The sequence below is a fragment of the Streptomyces sp. NPDC104106 genome (assembly GCF_055584345.1).
Window position 1 is genome coordinate 37,836 of the sequence record NZ_JBVJMF010000019.1, and the last position, 19,719, is coordinate 57,554.

Genomic DNA, 19,719 nt, shown 5'->3' on the forward strand with positions numbered 1-19,719 from the left:
GCCGCTGACGCGGGCCGTCCTCCTGGCCCGTGCGGGGCCCGTTCCGTCGGCCCACGGTGACCGTCCCCGCAGCCGATGCGGGCCGTCCTCCTGCCGACGCGGGCTGTCGCCGTGACATACGCCGGCTGTCTCCGCGCCCAACGCCGGCCGCCTCCGCGGCCGGTTCAGGCCGTTGCCACGGCCGACCTGTGCTGTCGCCACGGCCGACGCGGGCTGTCCCGCCACCGGCGCGGGACGTTGCCCCGACCAGCGCCGGCCGTCTCCGCGGCCAACGCGGACCCTCCCCGTCGCCCCCTCCCCGTCGCCGGAGCGGACCGTCGCCCGCCGCGGCCCACGCGGCCGTCCCGCCGGCCCCCGAAGCGGTCCGTCCCCACCGAGGCGGCCCCCGAAGCGGTCCGCCCCCACCGAGGCGGTCCCCGAAGCGGTCCGTCCCCGGCGCCGGCGGGAAGGGCCCGGACCGGGGAGTCGGTCCGGGCCCTTCACGTTTGCCACTGTGCGCTCAGCGCGCCGCCAGCGCCGGCACCGGTGCCTCGGCCGGGAGCGGCACCGGGACCGGTGTACGGGACGTGTGCCACAGCCACCGCACATCGCGGCCGAAGGACCACACCAGGGAGCCCAGCGCCAGCAGGACGATCGCGAGGTTCGCCGGGCGGGGCAGCAACTCGGCGCCTGCCAGGAGCAGTGCGACACCCTGCACGGCGGCCACCGTCTTGCGGGCGAAGGACGGCGGCAGCGGGGCGTTCAGCCAGGGGGCGAGCCGGGCGGCGGCCACGAACGCGTACCGCATCGCGCCGATCAGCAGCACCCACGGGCCCAGCTGCGTCGAGACGTACACGCTCAGCACCAGGATCAGGAACGCGTCCACCTCCATGTCGAAGCGCGCCCCGAGCGCCGTCGACGTGCCCGTGCGGCGGGCCACCTTGCCGTCGACACCGTCCAGCAGCAGGGCGACGGCGGTCAGGCCGACCAGCAGCGTCACCGGCGGGGCGCTCTCGAAGGAGTCGGCGACCAGCGCCGTCACCCCGCCCACCAGCGTCGCCCGGCCGAGCGTGACCCGGTTCGCGGGACCGAAGGAACGCAACCGCGAGCGGTGCAGGGCACGGGCCAGCACGGCCCAGGTGGCGAACGCGAACGCCAGGCCCGTCAGCCAGCCGGCCGGCCCCATGCCTATGGCCGTGCCGAGCAGGGCCAGCAGCAGGACCTGCACGCCCGCTCCCACAGCGGTCTCCTGCTGGAGCCTCGCGTCATACGTGTTGTTCAGGGCCACCGCACACCCTCCGGCCGAGTGACAGAGTCGATCAACGCCGCGTACTGTGCGCGGCCTGTGCACTTCTCGGTACGTGAACAACGTGCCCACTGTTCAGGAGGATGCCGATGAACCGCTCGGCCCGCGCGTTCTGGCTGCGCTCGCCCGGCCACGGGGAACTGCGCGACGTCACCCTCGCGGACCCGGCCGAGGGCGAGGTGCTGGTGCGCGCCCTGTACTCCGGTGTGAGCCGCGGCACCGAGACGCTCGTCTTCCACGGCCAGGTGCCCGACAGCCAACGCGCCGTGATGCGGGCGCCGTTCCAGGAGGGCGAGTTCCCCGGCCCGGTGAAGTACGGCTACCTCAGCGTCGGCGTGGTCGAGGAGGGCCCGGCTGCGCTGATCGGCCGTACCGTCTTCTGCCTGTATCCGCACCAGAGCCGCTACGTCGTTCCGGTGAGCGCCGTGACCGCCGTACCGGAGTCGGTGCCCGCCGCGCGGGCCGTGCTCGCCGGGACCGTGGAGACCGCCGTGAACGCCGTGTGGGACGCCGCGCCGCTGATCGGCGACCGGATCGCGGTGGTCGGCGGCGGCATGGTCGGCTGCTCGGTGGCCGCCCTCCTCGCCCGCTTCCCCGGTGTCCGGCTCCAACTCGTCGACGCCGACCCGGCCCGGGCGAAGACCGCGCAGGCGCTCGGCGTCGACTTCGCGACGCCCGAGGTCGCACTCGGCGACTGCGACCTCGTCGTCCACGCCAGCGCCACCGAGGCCGGCCTCACCCGCGCCCTGCAACTCCTCGCCCCCGAGGGCACGGTGGTGGAGCTGAGCTGGTACGGCGACCGGCGCGTGAGCCTGCCGCTCGGCGAGGCCTTCCACTCCCGCCGGCTCACCGTGCGCAGCAGCCAGGTCGGCACCGTCTCCCCGGCCGCCCGCCCCGGACGCGGTTACGCCGACCGGATGGCCCTCGCCCTCGACCTGCTCGCCGACCCGGCCCTGGACGCGCTCGTCACCGGCGAGAGCGCCTTCGAGCAACTCCCCGACGTCATGCCCCGGCTCGCCGCCGGCGAGATCCCGGCGCTGTGTCACCGCATCCGGTACGCCGAGGCGGGCCTGACCTGAGAAAAGAGTGAGAGAGGGCTGAACACGGGGAAGCGAAGAGCCGTAATAGACGTCATCCCCGGGCGGGTACGGCCCCGGGGACACGTCCTCCCCGGGCAGGCACGGCCCGGGGCACAAGACGCGCCGCACCATGGAGGGTCGTCCGTTGTTCAGCATCACCGTCCGCGATCACATCATGATCGCCCACAGCTTCCGCGGCGAGGTGTTCGGACCCGCGCAGCAATTGCACGGCGCCACGTTCCTCGTGGACGCCACCTTCCGCCGCCAACAGCTGGACCAGGACGGCATCGTGGTCGACATCGGTCTGGCCACCCAGGAACTGCGCGCGATCACGGCGGAGTTGAACTACCGCAACCTGGACGACGAGCCCGAGTTCGCCGGCGTCAACACCTCCACCGAGTTCCTCGCCAAGGTCATCGCCGACCGGCTCGCCGAACGCGTCCACAAGGGCGCCCTCGGCGAAGGAGCCAAGGGCCTCGCCGGGATAGCCGTCACCCTGCACGAGTCGCACATCGCCTGGGCGAGTTACGAGCGTGACCTGTGACCGAGCGGACCCAGCTGACCGACCAGAGCGAGCAGACCCGCATGTCCGTGGAGAGGGCGCGGCTGTCCTACGTGCCCGCGCAGCCCACCGCCGCCCAGCAACTCGCCGGAACCGTCCCCATGTCCCTGCGCACCGTGCACTTCGTCATGCCGGGCGGCGTCGACGACCCGGCCGCGCCCAGCGGCGGCAACGCCTACGACCGCCGGGTCTGCCTCGACCTGCCCGGCTTCGGCTGGCAGGTCACCCGGCACATCGCCCCCGGCTCCTGGCCGCGCCCCGACGCCGGCGCCCGCGACGCGCTCGCCCGCACCCTGCGGGGCCTGCCGGACGACGCGGTGGTCCTCGTGGACGGCCTCGTCGCCTGCGGCGTCCCGCAGATCATCGGCCCGCAGGCGGGCCGGCTGCGCCTGGCCGTGCTCGTGCATCTGCCGCTCGGCGCCGAGACCGGCCTCGCCCCCGAGGTCGCCGCCGACCTCGACGCCCGTGAACGGGCCGTGCTGCGGGCGGTGTCCGCCGTCGTCGCGACCAGTGACTGGGCGCTGCGCCGGCTCGTCTCGCACCACGGACTCGCCCCCGACCGGGTGCACGTCGCCGCGCCCGGCGCCGACATCGCGCCCCTCGCCCCCGGCACCGACGGCGTCTCCCGGCTGCTGTGCGTGGCCGCGGTGACCCCGCGCAAGGGCCAGCACCGGCTCGTCGAGGCGCTCGCGGCGGTACGGGACCTGCCGTGGACCTGCGAGTGCGTCGGCGGGCTCGGCCACGATCCGCGGTACGTGAGCCGGCTGCGGACGCTGATCGCCCGTCACGGCCTCACCGACCGGCTGCACCTGACCGGCCCGCGCTCCGGCGCCGACCTCGACGCCACCTACGCCGCCGCCGACCTGATGGTCCTGACCTCGTACGCGGAGACGTACGGCATGGCGGTGACCGAGGCGCTGGCCCGCGGCATCCCGGTGCTCGCCACCGACGTCGGCGGCCTGCCGGAGGCGGTCGGCCGCGCCCCGGACGGCGGGGTGCCGGGCATCCTCGTCCCGCCGGAGGACCCCGGCGCGCTCGCCGCCGAACTGCGCGGCTGGTTCGGCGAGCCCGACGTTCGCCGCCGGCTCAAGGCCGCGGCCCGCGCTCGCCGCGCCGCGCTCGACGGCTGGGCCACCACCGCCCGCAGCCTGGCCACGGTCCTCGGCCGCCTCCCCGAGGCCCCCGGGAGGACGGCATGACCCCCCGCGGCGACATCGCGCCCGCCGCGACCCCGGCCCGACCGGGGCCACGGGGCGGCGAGCCGGCGCGGGAGAGCGAGAGCGAGGTGGAGTCCGTGCGACGGACGGGAACCGACGGCGGCGTCGCCGACCCGGGGAAGGACGGCGGACGTGAGGTGCACGCGGTGACCGGGGACCGGTCCGCGCACGACGCTCGTGCCGCACGGTCCGCCGGGACGGGGGAGGCCAAAGACGCCGTCAGCAGCATGGCCCCCGCGGCGGCCGCCGACTCCGTGCTGTCGGTCGTCCCCGGTGCCGGGCCCGTCGGCCGCCCCGGCGCGCGGGCCACCGTACGGCTGCGGGACGACGAACCCGGCGAGCCGTCCCGGTACGCGCCCGAGTGGCTGCAGTTGAGGGAGGGCGCCGACGCGGCCGCCCGTGCGCGGGAACTGCTCGACCCGCTGCGCGTCCGGCTGGCGAACCTGCCGGGCCGCACGGGCGCGCTGGCCGTGCACGACCTCGGCTGCGGCACCGGCTCGATGGGCCGCTGGCTCGCGCCCCGCCTGGACGGCGCCCAGCACTGGGTGCTGCACGACCGCGACCCCTATCTGCTGCACTTCGCCGCCGTGGCCTCCCCGCGCTCCGCAGCCGACGGCAGCCGCGTCACCGTCGAGACCCGCCGCGGGGACGTGGCCCGGCTGACCCCGGAGGCACTGAGCGGCGCCTCGCTGGTCACCGCCTCCGCCCTGCTCGACGTCCTCACCCGCGAGGAAGTCGGCACGCTGGTCGACGCCTGCACGGGCGCCGGCTGCCCCGCGCTGCTCACCCTGTCCGTCGCCGGGCGCGTCGAACTCACCCCCGCCGACCCGCTGGACGCCGAGATCGCCGAGGCCTTCAACGCCCACCAGCGGCGCGCGGGGCTGCTCGGCCCGGACGCGGTCACCGTGACCTGCGAGGCGTTCGCCGCGCGAGGCGCGACCGTCCGCGTGCACCCGAGCCCCTGGCGGCTCGGGCCCGAGCAGGCCGCGCTGACCGAACAGTGGCTGCGCGGCTGGGTGGGCGCCGCCGTGGAACAGCGGCCCGACCTGAGCGAGCGCGCCGCACGCTATCTGCGCGACCGGCTCGCCGCCTGCGCCGCCGGCGAGCTGGCGGTGCTCGTCCACCACAGCGACCTGCTGGCCCTGCCCCGGCCGACGGGCGGCACCTCATGACTCCGCGGGCGACGGCGACGGAGCCGCCCTCCCACGGCACGGAAGCCGACGCGCACACGCGCGCGACGCCGACGGGCACGGCAAGGGTGCACGTGCGGGAGACCGATGGCGCATGCGCGCGCGAGGGCGAGGCGACCGGGGCACGTGCGTGTGCCGGCGAAGCGGACGGGGCACGGACGCGCAGGGGCGAGGCCGACCCGGCCCCCGCGCGCGGGCACGGCGCCCACGCGGCTGACCCGCGCCCGCCCCGCGCGGGGGCCGCGCGGGCGGCCGGGGACGCCGGCGTCGTGCGGCGGGAACCGGCGTCCTCGGACGCGCCACCCCCAGCGGCCGCCGGCGGCCCTCGCCGGCGCGGCCTCCGGGCCCTGCGCGGCCACCTCGGAACCGCGGCCGGTGCCGTCATCCTCGGCGCCCTGTTGTGGCGGCTGGGCACCGGCGCGCTGCTCGACGGGCTGCGCCGGATCGACACCGTGACCGTGCTCGCCGCCCTCGGGATCGGCGCGCTCACCACCGTCCTCAGCGCCTGGCGCTGGCAACTGGTGGCCCGGGGGCTGCGGATCCGGCTCCCGTTCGGGCCGGCCGTCGCCGACTACTACCGCGCCCTGTTCCTGAACGCGGCACTGCCCGGCGGCGTCCTCGGCGACGTGCACCGGGCGGTGCGGCACGGGCAGAGCGCCGGTGATCTGCGGCGCGGGGTGAAGGCGGTGGTGCTGGAACGCGTCGCCGGGCAGCTCGCGCTGGCCGTGTTCGGCGCGGCGGCGCTGCTGATCCTGCCCTCGCCGGTCCGCGCCGAGGTGCGCGACTTCGCCCCGCTCGCCGCGCTGGCCCTCGTGGGAACCCTCGCGGTCGTCCTCGCCGTCCGGCTGAACCGCGCCCCGGCCCGGCGCCGGGGCGCGCTGCGCACCAGCCTCGGCGAGGCACGGCAGGGGCTGCTGTCCCGGCGGGCCGGGCCCGGAGTCGCGCTGGCGTCGGCCGTCGTACTGGCCGGGCACCTGGCCATGTTCGTCGTCGCGGCCCGGGTCGCCGGATCCGCCGCCTCCGTGACCGTACTGCTGCCGCTCGCCGTCCTGGCACTCGTCGCGATGGGCCTGCCGGTGAACGTCGGCGGTTTCGGCCCCCGCGAGGGCGTCACCGCCTGGGCGTTCGGCGCCGCGGGACTCGGCGCGGGCAGCGGCGTCGCCGTCGCCGTGGTGTACGGCGTGCTCAGCTTCGTGGCGAGCCTGCCCGGCGCCGCCGTCCTCGTCGCCCGCTGGTACGCCGGGCTGCGCGGCTATCCCCGTACGGCCCCCGGATCCGCGGACGCGGTGAGCAACGCGAACACCGCCGAGAAGGAATCCGCGAGGCTCGCCAGCAGTTCCTTCCCCTTTTCCGCCGACCCCAGGGAAGGACGGCCGATCACGCCCGATTCGGTATAGGCGGACATTCCCAGGGTGAGCAGATGACGACGGTCGTCGGCGACGAAATCGGCGGACTCGTGACCAGGGCGGACGAATTCGGGATGAGCGTGCAGAAGAATGGAGGTCTCGATTTCCCCGGCGTGCATGTCGGTGAGCAGCGAGGTCTCCACCCCCGCCCGCTGCCGCGCCGCCTCCCAGTCCTCGGCGGCCGGGAACAGCGCCATCCGCTCACCGCGCGCGGACGCCTCCTGCACGACGTTGCCGAGGACGTAGTTCCCGCCGTGCCCGTTGACCACGACGAGCGTGTCGACCCCGCCGTCGCGCAGCGACGCGGCGATGTCCCGGACCACCGCGTGGAGGGTCACGGCGGAGATGCTGACGGTCCCCGGCCAGCCGGCGTGCTCGTGCGAGCAGGAGACCGTCACCGGAGGAAGGAGACGCACCGGGTGCGCGGCGGCGATCTCGCGCGCCACGGCACAGGCGACGAGCGTGTCCGTCGCCAGCGGAAGGAACGGCCCGTGCTGCTCGAAGCTGCCGACGGGAAGGACGGCGACCTGTGCCGATCCGTCCGCCCCCCGCGCCCGTACGTCCTCGGTGGTGTCCGCCGGCATCACCCCGTGTGCCGCCGCCTGCAGGCCCGAACCACTCATCTTTTTCCCGGCCTTTCGTCTTTCGTTGAGGAAACAGATCATGACAGAGAACACCGGCGCCGACATCGGCGTCCTCAGCTCGAAGTCCGCACGGCGATCGGGTGCGGAACGCGTCGTGAATGCGCCGCTGCCCACCGTGTACGGGGAGTTCCAGGCGATCGGATACCTGGACCACGACCGCGGTGACGAACAAGTCGCCCTCGTGTACGGCGAGATCGGCACCGAGAACGTGCTGACCCGGCTGCACTCCGAATGCCTGACCGGGGACGCGTTCGGCTCCCGGCACTGCGAGTGCGGCGACCAGCTGGCCTCCGCGCTGCGCGCGGTCGTCGCCGAAGGCAGCGGCGTCGTCGTGTACTTGAGGGGGCACGAGGGGCGCGGCATCGGACTGCTCGCCAAGCTGCGCGCGATGGCGCTCCAGGCGGAGGGCCTGGACACCGTGGAGGCGAACCTCGCGCTCGGCCTGCCCGTCGACGCCCGCGACTACGGCGTCGCCGCCGAGATCCTGCGCGACCTCGGCGTGCGCTCGGTACGGCTGATGTCCAACAACCCGCGCAAGCGCGAGGCCCTCGTCCGGCACGGCGTGCAGGTCGCCGAGCGGGTGCCGCTGCTGATCGAGCCGTGCGAGAGCAACATCACCTATCTGCGCACCAAACGGGAGCGGCTGGACCACATCCTGCCGCACCTGGACGCCGTCGCCCACGGCTCCTGACCGGCCCGGCGGCGCCGGGCCGGTCAGTCCCGCAGCGCCTCGTGCACCAGCCGCCGCGGCTGCGGGAACGCCTTCAGCGTCCTCGGGCGCACCCGGGTCATGAACCGCACCGTCAGCTCGTGGGCCGGGTCCACCCGGAACGCGGGTCGTGGCCGCGCCCGTCCAGCCGTACGTGCCGGGGCTGGACGGGGCCAGGGCGCGGGACGGGTCGACCACGGCGCAGACGTCGAAGCCGAAGCCGAGGCCGTCGTTGCCGGGCTCCCGGCGGACGGGTGCGCCGAAGCCGCGCACGGTGGCGCCGCCGGGCAGCCGGTTGCGGGTCATCAGCGCGACGCTGTCCGCCGACGGCAGCCGGACGCCGTCGAGCCGAGGCACGCCCGGCGGCAGCAGCGGTCTCGCCGTACGCCGCTCGTGCCGGAGGAGGACGGCGGCAGCGGCCCCGGCGAGAGCGAGCCCCGCCCATGGAACGGACCCGGCCGTCAGCGTGTGCACCACCGCGGCCAGGGCCGGCGCGAGCAGCGCCGCGCCCGGCACGTCCAGCGCGGTCCCGGCACCGGCCGGGGTGGGCTGCGCGCGCAGCGGCACCGACAGGCCGAAAGCGAGCGCGGGCAGCAGGTTCAGCGCCGCGTCCAGCGGGGGGCCGAAGTCACGGTCGTGGTCGGCCAGTTGGAGACCGCGCCGGCGTCACAGCTGGGCGATCCCGTGCACGTTCGCCCACAGCGCGCCCGCCGCCCGCCGGGTCTCGGTCCCGTCCGCCTCGGGCCGCACGGCGCCCACCAGGCCGGCGAGCTGGGCGAAGAGGGCAGGCTCGTCCCGCGCAGCCCCAGGTGGCCGCTCTCCGGCGGATCGTGACGGGACATCAGCTCGTACATGCCGGGGATCTCCAGCGCGAACTCCAGGTGGACACACGCGAGTTCGGCCACGCGCGTCCGCGGGTCCCCGGTCTCGGGCAGCCGTCCCAGCCGGTCGGTCAGGTCGGCGAAGCCCCGGCGTGCGCCGGCGGACAGCAGCTCCAAGTGGGTGGGGAAGTGGTGGCGCGGCGCCCCGTGCGAGACCCCGGCGCGCCGGGCGATCTCCCGCAGGGGCAGCGCCGGCAGGCCCTCGGCGGCCAGCAACTCCGCGTCCACGTCGACCAGGCGCTCGCGCAACCCGGCGTCGGTCCCGGTCATGGATCCTGCCTGCCGACAGTGCGTAGACACTGTCTACTCGGCCCCTGTGTGCGGGAATGCGCGGCCCGGCCGCGCGGGTTGACCGTGCTATGACCCACGACACCACGCAGGACGCGCTGCTGGGACTGCTCTCCGCAGGCCGCGACGGCATCCTGGTCACCCTCAAGCAGGACGGCCGCCCCCAGCTGTCCAACGTCAACCACGCCTACTACCCCGACGAGCGGATCATCCGGATCTCCGTCACCGACGACCGCGCCAAGGTCCGCAACCTGCGCCGCGACCCCCGCGCCTCCTACCACGTCACCAGCGCCGACCGCTGGGCGTACACCGTCGCCGAGGGCACGGCCGACCTGAGCCCGGTCGCCCGGGGCCCGCACGACGACACGGTCGAGGAGCTGATCCGGCTCTACCGCGACGTCCGCGGCGAACACCCCGACTGGGACGACTACCGCGCGGCGATGGTCCGCGACCGCCGCCTGGTCCTCCGGCTGCGCGTGGAGCGGGCGTACGGGATCCCGGAGAAGTCCTGAGCCGGGGGCCGACGGTCGCCTACGCGGCCTCGCCCGCCCGCGCCTCGCCCGCCGGCTCCTCGTCCGCCCGCGCCTCGTCCGTTCGTGCCTCGATCGCCCGCAGTACGGCGACCATGTCCTCGCCGCCGTACCCGCGGGCCACGGTCTCCTCGAACAGCGCGTGGCACGCGTCGAGGAGCGGTGAGGCCAGCCGGGCCTTGCGGGCGCAGCCGGCGATGAGGCGGTTGTTCTTCAGGACGTCCAGCGCGGCCGCCTGCACCGCGAAGTCCCGCTCGCGCAGCTTGGGCGCCTTCATCCGGAAGACCCCGCTGGCCATCGGCCCCGCGTCCAGCACGTCCAGGAACAGCCGCCGGTCAAGGCCCTGGCGCTCGGCGAAGTGGAACGCCTCGGTCAGCCCGGTCACCTGGGTGATCAGGAACAGGTTGACGGCGAGTTTCATCAGCAGCGCGCCGGGCGCCGGGCCGCACGGGAACGTCTCCCGGCACAGGGGCGCGAGCAGCGGTCGTACGTCGGCCACGGCGGCCTCGTCCCCGGCGAGCATGGCCACCAACCGCCCCTGTTCCGCGGGGACCCGGGAGCCGGAGACGGGTGCCTCGACGTAGCGGCCGCCGGCGGCGCGGACGTCGGCCTCCAGGGCGTGGGAGTACTCGGGCGAGGTCGTGCCCATGTGGACCACCGTGTGTCCCGCGACGCGGGCGGCGAAGGCGGGCGTGCCGCGGCCGAGGACGGTGTCGACCGCGGTCTCGTCGGCCAGCATCAGCAGGACGACGCCCGCCCGCGCGAACACCCCGTCGGCGTCCGCGGCGACGTCGGCCCCGGCGGCGCGCAGGGGCGTGGCACGCTCCGGGGTGCGGTTCCAGACCACGAGCGGGGTGCCCGCGGACACCAGGCGCAGGGCCATGGGCCGGCCCATCACTCCGAGACCGATGAAACCGATGTCCACGGCACTGTCCCTCCTCGGGAATCGGCTATGACCGCTGTCATAGTAGCGGGGTTTATGACGGCGGTCATAGAGTGGGCGGGTCGTGAGGAACGGAGGCGGGTGATGGGTGAGGCGCAGGCGGAGCGGGGTCCGCGCGAGCGGATGGTCTTCAGCGCGGCCCAGCTCATCCGGCGCGAGGGGGTCGCCGCGACCGGCATGCGGGACGTCGCCGCCCACGCCGGAGCGCCGCGCGGTTCCCTCCAGCACTACTTCCCGGGTGGCAAGGAACAGCTGGTCAACGAGGCGGTCGGGTGGGCCGGGCGGTACGCGGGCCGACGGATCGCAACGTTCGTCGCGGGCCTGGACGAGCCGCGTCCGAGCGGGCTGTTCGCGGCGATGGCCGCGCAGTGGATCGACGAGTACGAGGCGGAGGGCTTCGCGGGCGGCTGCCCGGTCGCCGCCGCGACGGTCGAGTGCGCCTCCGCCGGCGGCGCGACCCGTGAGGCGGTGGCCACCGCGTTCACCGCGTGGCGCACCCCCCTCGCCGAGGCCCTGGCCGGCATGGGCGTCCCCGAGACCCGCGCCGCCTCCCTGGCCACGCTGATGATCAGCACCCTGGAGGGCGCGATCATCCTGGCTCGCGCCGAGCGGGACGTCCGTCCCCTGCGAGAGGCCGCCGCGGAACTCGCTCCCCTGCTCGACGCGGCGGTGACACCGGGTGGGTGAGCGCGGCCCCGTGGCGGGCGGCGGGCCGGCGCAGCGGTGGCGGTGCTTGTACGGCGCCGGTCGGCGCACTAGCCTCCGCGCGTGATCAACGGTGCGCATGTGGTGCTCTACAGCCGGGACCCGGAGGCCGACCGGGCCTTTCTGCGCGGCACCCTCTGCTGGAACTACGTCGACGCGGGCAGCGGATGGCTGATCTTCAAGGCGCCGCCGGGCGAGGTGGCCTGCCACCCCACCGACGGTGCGCCCGCGCACGAGCTGATGCTGACGTGTGACGACCTGGACGAGACGCGCCGCCAACTCGCCGAGCGCGGTGCGCAGTTCAGCCGGCCGGTGGAGGAAGCCCGGTGGGGCCGGGTGACCGCGCTACAGCTGCCGGGCGGCGGTGAGCTCGCCCTGTACGAGCCACGCCACCCCCGCCCCTGAGGCCCCGGCCTCCGCCCTGCTCCGGCCTGCTTCAACCTCCGGTCCCGTCGCGTCCCGGTTCGGCCTTCGGTCCGTGCCGGCCCCCCGTCCTGGCGCGGCTCTGGCCCGTGCCCCGGGTCCCGGCCCGTCCGTACCCCCAACCCACAGGCCCCTGTCCGCTCCGCTTCCGGCCCTCTCGTACCTCGCGTGCCGACCCCACCCGCCCGGGCCCCTGCCCGGCACCCTCGCGGCTCCGGCTCGGTCGCCCGATTCCGGACCCCTCCTGGCCGCAGCCGCAGCCGCGGCCGTGGTACCGGCCCTGGCCCAAGGCTCGCCCTCGTCCTCGACCTGGCTTCGGTCCCGGACCCGGGGCCAGGATCGAGACAGATCACTGGCCGTGCTTCGGTGGGCGGGGCAGGGACCGGAATCGGGCGGGGAGAGCCGGGACGGGTGGTGACCGGGATGGAGACCGGCCGGTCCGGCCCGGGGCTCGCTCCCCGTTCCCGGCACCGTCCTCAGGCCGTCACCCGCTCCGCCCGCTCTTTCCGGCGCCCCTCCCGCTCGCCGAGGAGTTCCGTCGGGACGGTGTGGGTCTCGCGGGCGCAGAGGGCGGCGATGACCGGCGCGACGCACAGCGCGGCCGTGAAGAGGGCCACCGCCGCCCAGTCGTCGCCGCCGGGGCCCGCGATCTCGGCGGCGAAGGTGACCGCGAAGCCGGCCACCGCGAAGCCGGTCTGCGTGCCGATCGCCACGCCGGACAGCCGGACCCGGGTCGCGAACATCTCGCCGTAGAAGGCGGGCCACACGCCGTTCGCCGCGCTGTAGAGCAGACCGAAGGCGACGATGCCGAGGGTCAGGGTCAGCGGGTAGGAGCCGGTGGAGATCGCCCACAGGTAGCCGGTCATCGCCACCGCGCTGCCCACCGCGCCGATCAGGAACACCGGCCGGCGCCCGATGCGGTCGGACAGGGTCGCCCACAGCGGGATCGCGCCGAGCGCCACCAGATTGGCGAGGGCGCCCACCCACAGCATGGACGTACGGGACATGCCGACCGCGTCGCTGGTGGCGTACGCCAGTGCCCACACCGTGAAGATGGTGCTGACGGAGGCGATGAGCGCCCCCGCGATCACCCGCAGCACATCCGCCCAGTGCTCGCGCAGCAGCACCGCGAGCGGCAGCCGGACGACACCCTCGGTGGCGGCCTGCCGGGCGAAGGCCGGCGTCTCGCGCAGCCGGCGCCGGATGACGTATCCCGCGACGGCGACCGCCACGCTCAGCCAGAACGGCACCCGCCAGCCCCAGGACAGCAGCTGGTCCTCGGGCAGCCGGGCGACCGGGATGAAGACGAGGGTGGCGATGAGCTGGCCGCCCTGGGTGCCGCTGAGCGTGAAGCTGGTGAAGAAGCCGCGCCGGTGCGGCGGCGCGTGTTCGAGACTCATGGAGCTGGCGCTGGCCTGCTCGCCGGCCGCCGATACGCCCTGCAGGACACGGCAGAGCACGAGCAGCACGGGGGCGAGTGGGCCGGCCTGGGCCCGGGTGGGCAGACAGCCGATCAGGAACGTGGACAGGCCCATCAGCAGCAGCGTGAAGACCATGATCTTCTTGCGGCCGAGCCGGTCCCCGACATGCCCGAGGACCAGCGCGCCGAGCGGCCGGGCGGCGTAGGCGACGCCGAAGGTGGCCAGCGAGAGCAGGGTCGCGGTGGCCGGGTCGGAGGCGTCGAAGAACACCTTCGGAAAGATCAGCGCGGCGGCGCTGCCGTAGACGAAGAAGTCGTAGTACTCCAGCGCACTGCCTATCCAGGCGGCCGTCGCCGCCTTCCAGGGCTGGCCGGGAGGGACGTCGGAGGCGGGCGCGGGGGCGGGCACGGACACGGCGGTGCTCCTTCGGGGGACTCCACCCTACGACGGGGGAAGTGAGCGGCGCGGGACATGACGACGGATGGCGGACCGGGTCTCGGCCGCTAATTAACCCACTGGATAGTTAGTCGCGGTGGGTGGGATGTTGCGCTGGCGTTTCCGCTGTGTCAAGAGCCCGTGCGTGAAGTCGCCGGCCGGTGATCGGCCGCGCGGTCAGGCGTCCGTCCGCTCCGCCGTCAGGTAGGCGATCACCATGTCGCCGAGCATCGCGCGGTAGTGCTCCCGTCGTCCGGGGTCCGCCAGGTCGCGGCCGAACAGGGCGCCGAAGGTGTGCCGGTTGGCGACGCGGAAGAAGCAGAACGAGCTGATCATCGCGTGCAGGTCGACCGCGTCCACGTCGGCTGTGAACAGCCCCGACTCCTGGCCGGCGGCGAGGATCCGGCGGATGACGTCCAGGGCCGGGGAACCGATCTTCCCGAGCTTCTCGGAGGCCGCGATGTGCTCGGCGCCGTGGATGTTCTCGATGCTGACCAGGCGGATGAAGTCCGGGTGGCGCTCGTGGTGGTCGAGGGTCAGCTCGGCGAGGCGCCGGATGGCGGCGACCGGGTCCAGGTGCTCGACGTCGAGGCTCTGCTCGGCGTCGCGGATCACCCCGTACGCCCGCTCCAGCACGGCCGTGAACAGCTGCTCCTTGCCGCCGAAGTAGTAGTAGATCATCCGCTTCGTGGTGCGGGTGCGGGCCGCTATCTCGTCGACCCGCGCGCCGTCGTAACCGGCCCGTGCGAACTCCTGCGTGGCCACGTCGAGGATCTCGGCCTTGGTGCGGGCGGCGTCGCGCACCTTCCCGCCGGGGCGCAGGGGCTCTTCGGCGCTGCTCATCGGTCTCCTTCGGGCCGGCGGACACCCGAGCGCGGCGCTCGTCGGTGGTGCCGGTGATTGTAGAAGCAGGGCCGCCGGCGCCGGCGGGGGCTTCCGGCGGGAGTGCCGCGGCTGATATAGCTAACGGACTGGTTCGTACATTAGCTCCGCGCTGACTGTCGTAGCGGGAGCGCGCCTCGGGAGGTCCGCGTGGCCAAGGACTCGTATCTCGTCGGGCTGGTCGGGGCCGGCATAGGCCCCTCCCTCAGTCCGGCCCTGCACCAGCGTGAAGCCGAGCGGCAGGGCCTGCGCTACCTCTACCGGCTCCTCGATCTCGACGTCCTCGGCAGGCCCCCGCAGACGGTCGGCGACCTGGTCCGGGCCGCCCGCGACCTCGGCTTCGACGGGCTGAACATCACCCACCCCTGCAAGCAGCTCGTCCTGGAGCACCTGGACGCGCTCGACCCGCGGGCCGAGGCGCTCGGCGCGGTCAACACCGTCGTCTTCGGCGACGGCGGCCGGACCGTCGGGCACAACACCGACGTCACCGGCTTCGCCGCGTCCTTCGCGCGCGGTCTGCCGGACGCCCCGCTGGACCGGGTCGTCCAGCTCGGCGCGGGCGGGGCGGGCGCCGCCGTGGCGCACGCCGTGCTCACCCTGGGGGCCGGGCGGGTCACGGTGGTCGACGCGCTGCCGGGCCGGGCGGCCGGCCTCGCCGACTCCCTCGTGCGGCACTTCGGACCCGGCCGGGCCGAGGCCGGGACCGTCGAGCAGCTCCCGGCGCTGCTGGGGGAGGCCGACGGGGCGGGCGGACTGGTGCACGCGACCCCCACGGGGATGGCCGCGCACCCCGGGCTGCCCCTGCCCGCCGGGCTGCTGCGGCCCGGGCTGTGGGTGGCCGAGGTGGTGTACCGGCCGCTGGAGACGGAGCTGACGCGGACCGCGCGCCAGCGGGGCTGTGCCGTGCTGACCGGAGGCGGGATGGCCGTGTTCCAGGCAGCCGACGCGTTCCGGCTGTTCACGGGGCGAGAGCCGGACAGCCTTCGCATGCTGGCCGACCTCGAGGAACTGGCGGGGGCGGAGCGCTCGGCGGCATCCGCCGGATGACGGCCGCGGGGCGTGCGCGGTCGATCGCGCACGTGCCGCGAAGCCCCCATCGGACGCGGCCCCCTACGGGGCGCCGCACCCCACGGCATCGTCAGGAGACCCCATGCACACCTCCATCGCCACCGTCTGCCTGAGCGGTTCCCTCACCGAGAAGCTCGCCGCCGCCGCGCGGGCCGGGTTCGACGGGATCGAGATCTTCGAGAACGACCTGGTCACGAGCCCTCTCACCCCCGAGGAGATCCGCGCCCGGTGCGCCGACCTCGGGCTGCGGATCGATCTCTACCAGCCGATGCGGGACATCGAGGCCCTACCGCGCGAGGTCTTCGACGCGGGCCTCAGGCGTGCCCGGCACAAGTTCGAGCTGATGCGGCGGCTCGGTGCCGACACCGTGCTCGTGTGCTCCAGCGTGTCCCCGCTCGCCGTGGACGACGACGACCTCGCCACCGCGCAACTGGCCCGACTCGCCGATGTGGCGAGCGACTTCGGGATACGCGTGGCGTACGAGGCGCTGGCGTGGGGGCGGCACGTGAACACGTACGACCATGCATGGCGCATCGTCGAGGCGGCCGGACACCCGGCGCTCGGTACCTGCCTGGACAGCTTCCACATCCTCTCCCGGGGCTCGGACCCCCGCGGCATCGCGGACATCCCCGGTGAGAAGATCTTCTTCCTCCAGCTCGCCGACGCGCCGCTGCCCGCGATGGACGTGCTGCAGTGGAGCCGCCACCACCGGTGCTTCCCGGGCCAGGGCGGCTTCGACGTGGCGGGACTGCTGCGGCACGTGCTCGACGCGGGCTACCGGGGGCCGCTGTCGCTGGAGGTGTTCAACGACGTCCACCGGCAGGCCGACGCCGGCGCCACCGCCGTGGACGCCCACCGGTCCCTGCTGCTGCTCCAAGAGGCCGTCGGCGCCGCCGAGTTGCCCCCGCCGGTCGTCCCCACCGCAGTCGCCTTCGCCGAACTCCGCACCGCGGACGCCGAACCCGTCACCGCGCTGCTGACCGCCCTCGGCTTCACCCGTACCGCCCGGCACCGGGGCAAACCCGTCGACCTGTGGGAGCGAGGTACGGCCCGGATCCTGGTCAACACCGCCGCCGGAGCCCGCCGCGGGGGCACCCGGCTCGCCGCGATCGGCCTCGCGTCCCCCGACCCCGCCGCGGCCGCCCGTCGCGCGGAGGCCCTGCACGCTCCCGTCCTGCCCCGCCGGCGTGCCCCCGAGGACGCCCCGCTCGACGCCGTCGCCGCGCCCGACGGCACGGAACTGTTCTTCCTCGCCACCGCGGACCCCCGACAGCCCTGCTGGCGCGACGACTTCGCCGACCTGCCGGACGCCCCGGAGCCCGCCGCAGGCACCCGCGTCGACCACCTCGCCGTCCCCCAGCCCTGGCACCACTTCGACGCCGCCGCCCTCTTCCACCGCAGCGTCCTCGGCCTCGACGCCCAGGAGAGCGTCGACCTCGCCGACCCCTACGGGCTGCGGCGCAGCCGGGCCGTCGCCACCGCCGACGGCGGCGTCCGTATCGCCCTCACCGTCGGCGCGGCACCCGCCGACGAGACCGTGCACGCCGCGCACCTCGCGCTGGCCACCGACGACGTGCTCGCCGCCGCCCGCGCCTTCCGCGCGGCCGGTGGCCGGCTGCTGCCGGTACCGGCCAACTACTACGACGATCTCGCGGCCCGATTCGACCTGCCCGAAGGGGAGTTGGCCGCCTACCGGGAGCTGGGCATCCTCTACGACCGTGACGCGGGCGGCGCCTTTCGGCACTGCTACACCGAGACCGTCGGCCGGGTCTTCTTCGAACTCGTCCAGCGCGACCCCGGTCACCGCGGGTACGGCGCCGCCAACGCGCCGGTGCGGCTCGCCGCCCAGCACGCGGGCCGGCTCTTGACTTGAGCTGACCGGCCTCTTACTGGAATGCCCGCAGGGGTGAGAGGCCGGTGAGACCTCCACCGGGTTCAGCTGCCATTCAGGCTCCGTACACCATCGGCGGCCGATACTCCGCGGGATCCGGTATGCGCGCTGCGCCCCGGATCACCATGTTTGCCGGGAGCCTGAAAGGCCGTTCATGCTGAGCACCCCCACCGAGTCGGTCGTCCGGGGCGGCGGGCCGCCGCCCGCGACCGCACCCCGTCAGCGTACCCAGCGGTACGAGCGCCCGGTACTGGTGGTCATAGCCGCACTCGCGGCGCTGCTGTCCCTGTGGGGCCTGGACCACAGTTCCTACCACGGCTTCTACGCCGCCGCGGTGCGCAGCATGACGGACAACCCGGTGGCGTTCTTCTACGGCTCCTTCGACCCGGGCAACACCCTCACGATCGACAAGCTGCCCGGCTACCTGTGGCCGCAGGCCCTGTCGGCGCTGGTGTTCGGCTTCCACCCGTGGGCGCTCGTGGTGCCGCAGGCCCTGGAGGGCGTGGCCTCGGTGGTGCTGCTGTACGTGGTGGTACGGCGCTGGGCGGGCGGGCCGGCCGGGCTGCTGGCCGCCGCCTTCCTCGCCCTGACCCCGGTGACCGTCGGCCTCGGGCGGTCCGTCACCGAGGACGCGCCGTTCGTCCTGCTGCTCCTGCTGGCCGCCGAGGCGGTCCAGCGCGCGACCGAGCGGGGCCGGCCCGGGCCGCTGCTGCTCGCCGGGTTCTGGGTCGGCGTGGCCTTCCAGTGCAAGATGCTGGAGGCCTGGGCGGTGCTGCCCGCGCTCGCCGCCACCTACGTGGTCGCCGCACCGCCGAGCCTGCGCCGCCGGGTGCGGGACCTCGCGCTCGCCGCCGCGGTGACGTTCGCGGTGTCGGTGTCGTGGATGGTGGCCGCCACCCTCACCCCGGCCGCCGACCGGCCCTACCTCGACGGCACCACCGACAACTCGGCCTTCGGCCTGGTCGTCGGCTACAACTTCCTCACCCGCTTCCACGCGGTCGGCGTCGACGCGGCGGGCACGGGCAGTGTCGCGCCCAACGAGAGCCTGCGCTCGGCCGGTTCGGGCCCCGGCATGGGCGACAGCGTCTGGAAGATGTTCAGCCCCGGGCTCGCCACGCAGACCGGGTGGCTGTATCCGCTGGCCGCGCTCGGGCTCGTCGGCGGCGCGGTGGCGCTGTGGCGGCGGCGCGCGCCCCGCACGGACCGGTTCCTCGCGGGCCAGGTGCTGTGGGGGGTGTGGCTGGCGACGTTCTTCCTCGTCTTCAGCTTCGGCAGCGTGACGGGGCACACCTACTACATGGGCGTGGTCGCGGTGGCGCTCGCCGCCTTCGCCGGCGTCGGTGTCGTACGGGCCTGGCGGGCGTGTCTGAAGGGCGGCCGACGGGCCTGGGTGCTGCCGGTGGCGCTCGCCGTGAACGCCGCCTGGTGCGTGACCCTCACCCTGTGGTATCCGCGCTTCCTGCCCTGGTCCGCCCCGGCCGCCGCCGCCCTCGCCGTGCTCGCCCTGGTCCTGGCCGCGATCCGGCGCCGTCCGCGCGTGGTCACCGCCGGGCTGGCCGTGGGTCTGGCCGCGGTCCTGCTCGTGCCCGCCGCCTGGTCCGCGTCGGCGATGTCGCCGCGCTACAACCAGCCCGGCTCGCTGGCCCGCGTCGGCCCCACCAGCCGCCGCGCGGGCAACCCGCTGGCCCGGCTGTCCCCGGCCCAGCGGCACCTGCTCGGCTATCTCACCGCGCACCGCGACGGCGCCGAGTACCTGGCCGCGATCCCCGGCTGGTGGGCCGCCGCGCCCTACGTCATCTCGGCGAACGCGCGCGTGATGCCCATGGGCGGCTTCACCGGACGCGTCCCGTACCCGTCCTCCGCCCGCTTCCACCAGCTGATCGACTCCGGCCGGCTGCGCTACGTCGTGCTGTCGCGAGGCGACGTCCTGACCGCACACCGGCACCGGGACCACACGCTCGTCGGCGGGCTCGTGCGCTGGACGACCGTACACTGCGCGGTCGTGCCCGCGGCTGCCTACCACTCCGGTGACCGTACCCACCGGCTGTACGACTGCGGCCCGGCCCACCGGAGGTGAACCGGGCCGCAGCGCCCGCAAGTCGATCCTCGCGGGGTGGTTACGGCCGCCTGTTCCACGCTCGTCGGCGGGCTCCTGCGCTG

Annotated in this window: 16 protein-coding genes and 2 pseudogenes; 12 read left to right on the forward strand and 6 right to left on the reverse strand. The window is 74.9% G+C overall.

What is annotated here, in order from left to right; genetic code table 11:
* Positions 1-499 precede the first annotated feature (499 nt).
* The gene (locus tag ACZ60X_RS34025; RefSeq protein ID WP_469606885.1) at positions 500-1,267 is read right to left on the reverse strand and encodes a CDP-alcohol phosphatidyltransferase family protein; all 768 of its coding nucleotides are present in this window, start codon (positions 1,265-1,267) and stop codon (positions 500-502) included.
* Between the two features lie 107 nt (positions 1,268-1,374).
* Here ACZ60X_RS34025 and ACZ60X_RS34030 point away from each other — a divergent pair, with 107 nt between their 5' ends.
* The 5 genes and pseudogenes from ACZ60X_RS34030 to ACZ60X_RS34050 all read left to right on the forward strand — a co-directional run.
* Positions 1,375-2,364, forward strand: coding sequence for a zinc-dependent alcohol dehydrogenase (locus ACZ60X_RS34030; protein ID WP_469606887.1), 990 nt, complete (start codon positions 1,375-1,377; stop codon positions 2,362-2,364).
* 145 nt (positions 2,365-2,509) lie between these two features.
* Positions 2,510-2,908, forward strand: a complete 399-nt coding sequence (locus ACZ60X_RS34035) for a 6-pyruvoyl trahydropterin synthase family protein (protein ID WP_469606890.1) — start codon at positions 2,510-2,512, stop codon at positions 2,906-2,908.
* Between the two features lie 41 nt (positions 2,909-2,949).
* Positions 2,950-4,125: a glycosyltransferase family 4 protein gene (locus ACZ60X_RS34040; RefSeq protein WP_469607139.1), complete on the forward strand. Its 1,176-nt coding sequence runs from the start codon at positions 2,950-2,952 to the stop codon at positions 4,123-4,125.
* A 245-nt stretch (positions 4,126-4,370) separates the two neighbouring features.
* Positions 4,371-5,315, forward strand: coding sequence for a class I SAM-dependent methyltransferase (locus ACZ60X_RS34045; protein WP_469607141.1), 945 nt, complete (start codon positions 4,371-4,373; stop codon positions 5,313-5,315).
* Positions 5,312-6,484, forward strand: a pseudogene (locus tag ACZ60X_RS34050) (lysylphosphatidylglycerol synthase transmembrane domain-containing protein); the annotation flags it as partial. The gene ACZ60X_RS34045 and the pseudogene ACZ60X_RS34050, both read left to right, overlap by 4 nt.
* 101 nt (positions 6,485-6,585) lie before the next feature.
* On the opposite strand, the gene ACZ60X_RS34055 reads toward ACZ60X_RS34050, so the two are convergent.
* Positions 6,586-7,362 carry a creatininase family protein gene (locus ACZ60X_RS34055; protein ID WP_469606892.1) on the reverse strand — a complete coding sequence of 259 codons (777 nt, stop codon included), beginning with the start codon at positions 7,360-7,362 and terminating at the stop codon, positions 6,586-6,588.
* Between the two features lie 40 nt (positions 7,363-7,402).
* Between ACZ60X_RS34055 and ribA the strand changes: the two genes are divergently transcribed.
* The gene (ribA, locus tag ACZ60X_RS34060) at positions 7,403-8,074 is read left to right on the forward strand and encodes a GTP cyclohydrolase II (protein ID WP_469606895.1); all 672 of its coding nucleotides are present in this window, start codon (positions 7,403-7,405) and stop codon (positions 8,072-8,074) included.
* A 615-nt stretch (positions 8,075-8,689) separates the two neighbouring features.
* Here the strand turns inward: ribA and ACZ60X_RS34065 are convergent.
* Positions 8,690-9,243: pseudogene (locus ACZ60X_RS34065) on the reverse strand (TetR/AcrR family transcriptional regulator); the annotation flags it as partial.
* An 89-nt stretch (positions 9,244-9,332) separates the two neighbouring features.
* On the opposite strand from ACZ60X_RS34065, the gene ACZ60X_RS34070 reads away from it, so the two are divergent.
* Positions 9,333-9,773 carry a PPOX class F420-dependent oxidoreductase gene (locus ACZ60X_RS34070; protein ID WP_469606898.1) on the forward strand — a complete coding sequence of 147 codons (441 nt, stop codon included), beginning with the start codon at positions 9,333-9,335 and terminating at the stop codon, positions 9,771-9,773.
* A 19-nt stretch (positions 9,774-9,792) separates the two neighbouring features.
* Here ACZ60X_RS34070 and ACZ60X_RS34075 read toward each other — a convergent pair whose 3' ends face one another.
* Entirely contained in the window at positions 9,793-10,716 is a 924-nt protein-coding gene (locus ACZ60X_RS34075; RefSeq protein WP_469606901.1) for an NAD(P)-dependent oxidoreductase, read from the reverse strand.
* A 102-nt stretch (positions 10,717-10,818) separates the two neighbouring features.
* Between ACZ60X_RS34075 and ACZ60X_RS34080 the strand changes: the two genes are divergently transcribed.
* Positions 10,819-11,421, forward strand: coding sequence for an LmrA/YxaF family transcription factor (locus ACZ60X_RS34080; RefSeq protein ID WP_469606905.1), 603 nt, complete (start codon positions 10,819-10,821; stop codon positions 11,419-11,421).
* Between the two features lie 81 nt (positions 11,422-11,502).
* A complete protein-coding gene (locus ACZ60X_RS34085; protein WP_469606908.1) occupies positions 11,503-11,844 on the forward strand; it encodes a VOC family protein in 342 nt (113 codons plus the stop codon).
* A gap of 494 nt (positions 11,845-12,338) precedes the next feature.
* On the opposite strand, the gene ACZ60X_RS34090 is transcribed toward ACZ60X_RS34085, so the two are convergent.
* Entirely contained in the window at positions 12,339-13,697 is a 1,359-nt protein-coding gene (locus ACZ60X_RS34090) for an MFS transporter (protein ID WP_469606910.1), read from the reverse strand.
* 198 nt (positions 13,698-13,895) lie between these two features.
* A complete protein-coding gene (locus ACZ60X_RS34095; RefSeq protein WP_469606912.1) occupies positions 13,896-14,561 on the reverse strand; it encodes a TetR/AcrR family transcriptional regulator in 666 nt (221 codons plus the stop codon).
* A 189-nt stretch (positions 14,562-14,750) separates the two neighbouring features.
* On the opposite strand from ACZ60X_RS34095, the gene ACZ60X_RS34100 reads away from it, so the two are divergent.
* The 3 genes from ACZ60X_RS34100 (at position 14,751) to ACZ60X_RS34110 (ending at position 19,636) form a co-directional block, all read left to right on the forward strand.
* Positions 14,751-15,647: a shikimate dehydrogenase gene (locus ACZ60X_RS34100; RefSeq protein WP_469606914.1), complete on the forward strand. Its 897-nt coding sequence runs from the start codon at positions 14,751-14,753 to the stop codon at positions 15,645-15,647.
* Positions 15,648-15,750: 103 nt separating this feature from the next.
* Positions 15,751-17,541, forward strand: coding sequence for a TIM barrel protein (locus ACZ60X_RS34105; RefSeq protein WP_469606917.1), 1,791 nt, complete (start codon positions 15,751-15,753; stop codon positions 17,539-17,541).
* Positions 17,542-17,713: 172 nt separating this feature from the next.
* Positions 17,714-19,636 (forward strand): glycosyltransferase family 39 protein, encoded by a 1,923-nt coding sequence (locus ACZ60X_RS34110; protein WP_469606920.1) that lies wholly within the window; start codon positions 17,714-17,716, stop codon positions 19,634-19,636.
* The last annotated feature ends 83 nt before the right edge of the window (positions 19,637-19,719 follow it).

Bases quoted from the DNA above. Each gene is read 5' to 3' on its own strand.
- ACZ60X_RS34030 (WP_469606887.1), top strand. From the start codon at position 1,375: ATGAACCGCTCGGCCCGCGCGTTCTGGCTGCGCTCGCCCGGCCACGGG.
- ACZ60X_RS34040 (WP_469607139.1), top strand. From the start codon at position 2,950: ATGTCCGTGGAGAGGGCGCGGCTGTCCTACGTGCCCGCGCAGCCCACC.
- ACZ60X_RS34045 (WP_469607141.1), top strand. From the start codon at position 4,371: ATGGCCCCCGCGGCGGCCGCCGACTCCGTGCTGTCGGTCGTCCCCGGT.
- ACZ60X_RS34055 (WP_469606892.1), bottom strand. From the start codon at position 7,362: ATGAGTGGTTCGGGCCTGCAGGCGGCGGCACACGGGGTGATGCCGGCG.
- ribA (WP_469606895.1), top strand. From the start codon at position 7,403: ATGACAGAGAACACCGGCGCCGACATCGGCGTCCTCAGCTCGAAGTCC.
- ACZ60X_RS34070 (WP_469606898.1), top strand. From the start codon at position 9,333: ATGACCCACGACACCACGCAGGACGCGCTGCTGGGACTGCTCTCCGCA.
- ACZ60X_RS34080 (WP_469606905.1), top strand. From the start codon at position 10,819: ATGGGTGAGGCGCAGGCGGAGCGGGGTCCGCGCGAGCGGATGGTCTTC.
- ACZ60X_RS34095 (WP_469606912.1), bottom strand. From the start codon at position 14,561: ATGAGCAGCGCCGAAGAGCCCCTGCGCCCCGGCGGGAAGGTGCGCGAC.
- ACZ60X_RS34105 (WP_469606917.1), top strand. From the start codon at position 15,751: ATGCACACCTCCATCGCCACCGTCTGCCTGAGCGGTTCCCTCACCGAG.
- ACZ60X_RS34110 (WP_469606920.1), top strand. From the start codon at position 17,714: ATGCTGAGCACCCCCACCGAGTCGGTCGTCCGGGGCGGCGGGCCGCCG.